The 6,232-nt window shown below is 39.4% G+C and carries 5 protein-coding genes; all 5 read right to left on the bottom strand.

The features are described from left to right. Nucleotides 1-170 precede the first annotated feature (170 nt). The 5 genes from R7E29_RS16685 to R7E29_RS16705 all read right to left on the bottom strand — a co-directional run bounded on the left by R7E29_RS16685 (nucleotide 171) and on the right by R7E29_RS16705 (nucleotide 5,612). Nucleotides 171-1,616, bottom strand: a complete 1,446-nt coding sequence (locus R7E29_RS16685; RefSeq protein ID WP_213906818.1) for a hypothetical protein — start codon at nucleotides 1,614-1,616, stop codon at nucleotides 171-173. Nucleotides 1,617-1,770: 154 nt separating this feature from the next. Further along, on the bottom strand, nucleotides 1,771-2,799 hold the full coding sequence (locus R7E29_RS16690; protein WP_017634300.1) for a phospholipase D family protein: 1,029 nt from the start codon (nucleotides 2,797-2,799) through the stop codon (nucleotides 1,771-1,773). Nucleotides 2,800-3,490: 691 nt separating this feature from the next. After that, nucleotides 3,491-4,360: a PhzF family phenazine biosynthesis protein gene (locus tag R7E29_RS16695; protein WP_017634334.1), complete on the bottom strand. Its 870-nt coding sequence runs from the start codon at nucleotides 4,358-4,360 to the stop codon at nucleotides 3,491-3,493. Nucleotides 4,361-4,507: 147 nt separating this feature from the next. Further along, nucleotides 4,508-4,780 (bottom strand): nicotinamide mononucleotide transporter, encoded by a 273-nt coding sequence (locus R7E29_RS16700; protein ID WP_005462157.1) that lies wholly within the window; start codon nucleotides 4,778-4,780, stop codon nucleotides 4,508-4,510. Nucleotides 4,781-4,940: 160 nt separating this feature from the next. Further along, nucleotides 4,941-5,612 (bottom strand): hypothetical protein, encoded by a 672-nt coding sequence (locus tag R7E29_RS16705; RefSeq protein WP_017634336.1) that lies wholly within the window; start codon nucleotides 5,610-5,612, stop codon nucleotides 4,941-4,943. Nucleotides 5,613-6,232 lie beyond the last annotated feature (620 nt).

Below are 6,232 nucleotides of genomic sequence, written 5' to 3' on the forward strand. Positions count from 1 at the left end.
TTTTCTGTTAACTGAAGCTAGATTCACGCCAAGATACTACCCACTAGTCTATCGTTTGTCTCATGTCGCCTAACGCCGCATTAAGGTGTGAGCGGCGCTTGGCTATACTTGAGCGAAGCGAAACTGCCAAGCGTTGCGAATCACTCTTAAATGCTTTGTTAGGCTTGTTGTCATGTAAGGCGTACCCAACCATTGTTTGGCATACTTACGTGGGCTTCCGGAGTTGACTCCGTTTTAAAGGTAACTTCTTCGTTTGAAATCACATGAGGTAGTGAATCTCCTGTGACGCTTTCTATGTAACTTACGAGCACAGCTAAGGTCACTTTCTTTAAAATCATGTAGTCAGAATTGTATTCATACTGCTTAGAAACTGGCTTTACTTCTGTCGGCAAAGCCTTTGGCAACCCTGCAAAATTTTTACCATCCATATTTTGCGAAAATGCTTCAAACCTTATATTAGCGCCATGTACATAACTGGAACGATGGTCATTATAAATTCTCTTTGACCACTTATCGATATCGCTTTCTTCCTCAGATTTACACAGGAGCTCTACGATAGCATGAACCAAAGCTTTCCTTGAACCATGCTCATCTCTATATGCAGAGAAAAGCTCTTTTGCAATAGCATCAAGACAAGCTACATAACTAACCAAGCCAACAGTTTGGTTAATCCCTTCAGTTTCTTTGGCTGAATAAAATGAGAACAACATATTTAGTATCTTTCTTTTATCCTTGGCGCTAGGTAGCATGTCGAATGACGCAAGTAGACTAGAAATAAACTCAATATTTTCATCTGTTAGACAGTTACTATCAGATATACGTGTATCTGTGTCGGGGTAGAACTTATCTATATTTTCCTTCGTTAGGTCAAAATGCTTATCGGCTGGTGTAATGTGAGAGGGATACCTTTCTATATGAGTAACCTTTGCACCATACACAACCAATGTCATAACAGCACATAAAAAGTTTACTTTTTCATCAGAAAATCGTTTCGCAGATAGATATGAGTGACCAACCCCTTTAATGACAACTGCAGATACTACTTTTCCATCAACAATTCTAGAAGGTAACAGGTACATAGTAGGGCTAACCTCTATCAAATCTGTAACGACAGTCCCTAATTGTACATAATATAAGATATTAAACATTTTTTTAGGTTGTGTTTTGACGCGCAATAACGCCTGTTCAATTTTATAATTGATATTGTCAATTATTTTATTATATTCCTCATCTTCCAGTTCATAACTGTCTCTTTCTTTCTCTAAGTCCCCATAATGAGCATGAGGTACAATATAAAAACCGATATCATTTAGCGAGCCTTTCAAAACCTTGAATGAGATTCCCACTCTAAGCTCATAGGGATTGTTTTTATGTTCATAATGCCATTCAAATCGACATAAATTTATTCCTGTTTCTGTATTGGGGTAAAAGTATGAAAAACCATTTCCCTCCATTGTTAGAAAGTAAAGATTTTCAATGAAATATGGCACATCGGATTTTTTAATATTCGGAAAAGATTCCAATGATGTCAAAGGTGGCATAAATTTCGGCTGAGTATAAATAACTGTATTATCATCTTTCTTGGTAAGTGGGTTACCACCAATAAATATATTCATTACCACCTCTTTATGTAAATTTGTTCGAAAAAGCCTAACGCCGCGTTAAGTGGTGAGCAACGCTAACCACCCTACCTAAACCATTGTGACATAAACACTTAACCTAAAGTAAGCCGAAAATGCCGAGCGTTGGGAATCCGTCTTAAACGCTTTGTTAGGCAGAACCTACTTCGGAAAAGTAATTTAATACACCACTCCTTATCACTGCATACTTGCTGTCTGATATATCTGTGAATGTCCACTGTGGAGGATTATCAAGATGGTAGGCAAAAGATTTGTTGCGCTGTGTTATCCAATTAACCGAGACTCTCCACTCTCTGGTATCTGCAACACTTGAGAATCGCTCTTTGCTTACCCCATCAGCAATAGTTACCGGCTCAGTAACTAGTCCTATTGCAATGATGCCTTTGCGTTTAGCAAATAAGAAGACAACATCACCAACACTTGCTCTAGACATGTGTTGAGGATAACTAAAGTTTTCCCACGCCATAGCAACACCCAAAGATAGCATTAGCTCCTCATGTAGATAACCTCCATCAGCAGTTCTTGTTCCGTTTCTTCGGTCGCTATTACATATGAAGAACTTCCTTGAACGATTATCTAACTCGAGCAATTTGGAAGCGGGTATATCAATCAGAGAGTTAATACGTTTGTCCAACGACCGCATTTGTTGCTTTACAAGTGACAACTCAGACTCAATTTCCCCAATACTCTGAGATAAAGAGTCGAGTAAATCTATTGTTAATGGTGAAGCTTGTTGCCAAATCGTTTCATACCAATCACATAGTTCTTGAAGTGTTTCACCTTCAAGTGCTACCCCAACTTCGATATTATTATTAACACCGTTATGAGTTAGATTAGCTGACGATACAATAGCCTTTCTCTTATCAGATATGTAAACCTTAGCGTGAAATTTTGGGTAGCTCGGTAAAACCCGAATATTAACTTTGTTCATTAAAAGCCAACGTAAAGCCTCTAAGCTAGTGGCTCCAGAAATCAAATCGGCACTTGACACTGACGTCAACAATCTAACTTTTACTCCATTAGTTGTATCAATCATATTTGTATCTGTAAGGTAAGCCGTAGCTACATCAATATTTAATTCTGCACTCGAAAGCAATTGTTTTAGCTCTTTATTATGAACCCTTTCAGAATTGTAGCTCTCAACAAGAATTTTCGTCATAAGTCCTCTAAATCTGATGAACACGATGTGCAGCCTAACGCCCTGCTAAGGGGTGAGTAACGCAATACCAAGGCCGCCGCATACCACCTTAATCACTTAAACCAACGCATAGTAAAAATGCCACGCGTTGCGAGTCCCTCTTGAGCAGTTTGTTAGGCATCTTGTCACCACAAACTACTTACCCATTTTGCACCTAATTAACTTCCAAAATGAAAGCATGAAAATAGCCAACGAGAAAACAATATGAAGCGTTGGTATGCTTCTAGACCAGACATCAGACTCTACCAAATGAGAATCAAATTCTTTGCCACACAAATGATGACCTTCTATGGTTGTTTCAATTACAAAAGGAGCCCAGAAATAAGTTATCGACATAGCAGCTAACAAAGCAATTAAGGGCGTAGTCCATATAAGTTGTGAACCTCTATTTTCACGAAGAAGTCTGACTATGATGAGAATGAACAGTACTGAACCATACATTATCGAAGCATAAAAACGCCCATCATCTCCCTGTGTGCAAGTACCCGAAACTGCACCAAGTGAAACCAAAAGACCATACAATAGTATCAATATCGAGCTGTACATTTGTAACCTTTGATGCCTAACGCCGCATTAAGGTGTGAGTAGTGCTTGCCTATACTTTGAGCGAAGCGAAAACGGCAAGCGTTGCGAATCACTCTTAAATGCTTTGTTATAAGGAGATTTCCTGCCTACCGATTTTATGAGCAACACCACCAACCTTAACCTTAATGATTCCCTGGTCGTTCGACTCCACAGACGCTGTAATTCTTGAAACACAGGCCATTGCCCGACCTTGCTCAAAAGTAAAATTCTTGGAATGTGTACTAGGAAGGTGTTTGGCTAAGTAACAAGCTAATGCACCGCTCGCACTTCCTGTCGCTGACTCCTCTGGGATCCCAACCAATGGAGCGAAATTACGACAACTAGCAGTCACTTCACTTGTGTTCTCACACAGCTCAAAAGCATGTATACCAATGACACCATGCCTTTCACAGAACTCACTGGTTAATTTTTCATTCAGTTGGATTTGATCAAGATACCCAAAAGGCACTGGAACAATAATGTCAGCGAGGCCTGTTGAAATAACTTCAATCGGTAACCGACTTGACTCAAGTAGTGTCGAATCTAGTCCAATTAACGCTGATATAACTTCATAACTAAACTCGCCACGGAATTCTGGTAACTTCAGGTCCATAACTATATGACCATTAGCCTCTATAGTTACCACCAGCAAACCTGCTTTAGTCCTTTGTAGGTATTTACCTTCAGTTATGCTCCCGTCTTGATACATTGTCGAAAATGCCGCCAAGGTGGCGTGTCCACAGAAATCAACTTCACCTGTTGTGGTGAAAAAAGACAGCTCAAAGTCGGCTTCGTCATCGCGAGATACAAACGCAGTTTCCGAATAACCTACAATTTGTGCTATTTGTAATTTTTCTTCGTTCGACAAGTGATCAGCGTGAAGCACTACACCAGCAGGATTCCCACCAGTTCCATTCGAAGTAAAGGAATTAACCAAAAAAGCTTCAACGTTCTTCAATATTCATATCTCCGTATAACGCCCTGTTAAGGGGTGAGCAACGCAATACAAAGGCCGCCGCAAACCACCTTAATCACTAAAATCAACGCATAGTGAAAATGCCACGCGTTGCGAATCCCTCTTGAACAGTTTGTTATGTGCGAACTTCTAGCTTGTAGATGACTGCTCAGCAACACTAACTTTAGGCTCTTTCTCTGGCGTCGACCATTTGATGATTGCTCTAAGGTTCATTGAGAAAAAGATGATATTTGCAATTATCATTGCCACACTGCCAGTAAGATAACCAACTGCTACCCAACTAGTGTTACCGCACATCATTAAAATGAAACCGATTTTGTTCTTATTTCCAATTTGCCAAATTGCAAGAAACGTAAGTACCATTGCAACCCAGTCGATTCCATAGTACTGAAAATATTCTATTTTTCCTCCAAGCACATAACGCCCTGTTAAGGGGTGAGCAACACAATACCGATGCTTCCGTATACCACCTTAAACACTAAACGCAACGCATAGTAAAAGTGCCACGCGTTGCGAATCACTCTTAAACAGTTTGTTAGAATTACGTCTCGGTGCGAGTCTATTAATTTCTGACACCATCACCAAATTCAGTAAAGTCGCTGATTTGACTTAACTTAAACCTGTGTTCAAGGACAAAGGTTGACCACTCCTCTTTAAATATGGGGTCATAATCGTCAAGCTCATTAACATTTTCTTTAGTGAGCATCTTTTTTGTCAGATAGTTAATGCTAGTAACTTCCTCTACTCTCGGACCTCGATTAGCGCTTTCATCATAACCGATTAACTCAAGATCCGAATCTTGGTAACGGAAGTTGTACCTCCAATACCCATATCGACCATGTGCAAAATGAATATATAAGTTTCCTTTTTTTATACTTATTTCGATATATGGAACCATATATACACCTCCATCTTCATCATCAGAAAAGAAGCAATTGTCGTTTTCAACAACAACGTCGTACTTGTTGTTATTTCTTAAAGCAACAATAATTCCTCTTCGGTTGAGATCTAACTGACCACGGAGCTCATCAGTGACAATTTTGTTTTGATCTGTACCTTGTATCATCAAAACAATATCGTCTCGACTATCTCCATTTAGGTCACCATGAATAGCCTCAATTATGGTATGACCATTAGGAACGATTTCCTGATAGGAGCTATCAAAGTCGCTTTTTTCTTGTGCTAAAACGTTTGCTCCAAATAGCAAAACTGATAATAAAAGTAACTCTTTCATTTCTAACTCTATGATTTTTTGAGTAGTAAGTTCTAACGCCTTGTTAAGGGGTGAACAACGCAATACCGAAGCTGCTGCATACCGCCTTAAACACTAAAACCAACGCACAGTGAAAATGCCACGCGTTGTGAATCCCTCTTGAACAACTTGTTATGTAAATTCTAATAGGCTGCCGAATCCTTTTCGAAGTACTTACTGACAGACCATAATGTATAGATATACATCATCCTTACTAGAAGTAAGATTATTACGCCTACACACCCTGAAATTAACAAAACATCCAGTTTGTCCACACTTGACTCGCCAGTAACATTTCGGATGATTGCGAAGCAAAACAGGAATATTGCGAGAATGTATTTCCAAAGTCTTTTTAGTAGCGAAATCCGGTCAGATTTACCTGAAGAACTACTTGTCGATTCATTCAAGCCAGTTTCTGGTTTACTCTTTTTAAAGATGCTTACGACGGTGGCACAAATACCAAACCAAGAAGCAGCAATAACAGATATACTTTCCAAATCCTGAAGTGTCATTTTTTCTCCATTTACATAACGCCCTGTTAAGGTGTGAGCAATGCAATACCGATGCCGCCGCAGACCACCTTAAACACTATATCCAACGCA

It is taken from the genome of Vibrio sp. Vb1729, from assembly GCF_033338655.1.
GTDB lineage: Bacteria > Pseudomonadota > Gammaproteobacteria > Enterobacterales > Vibrionaceae > Vibrio > Vibrio alginolyticus.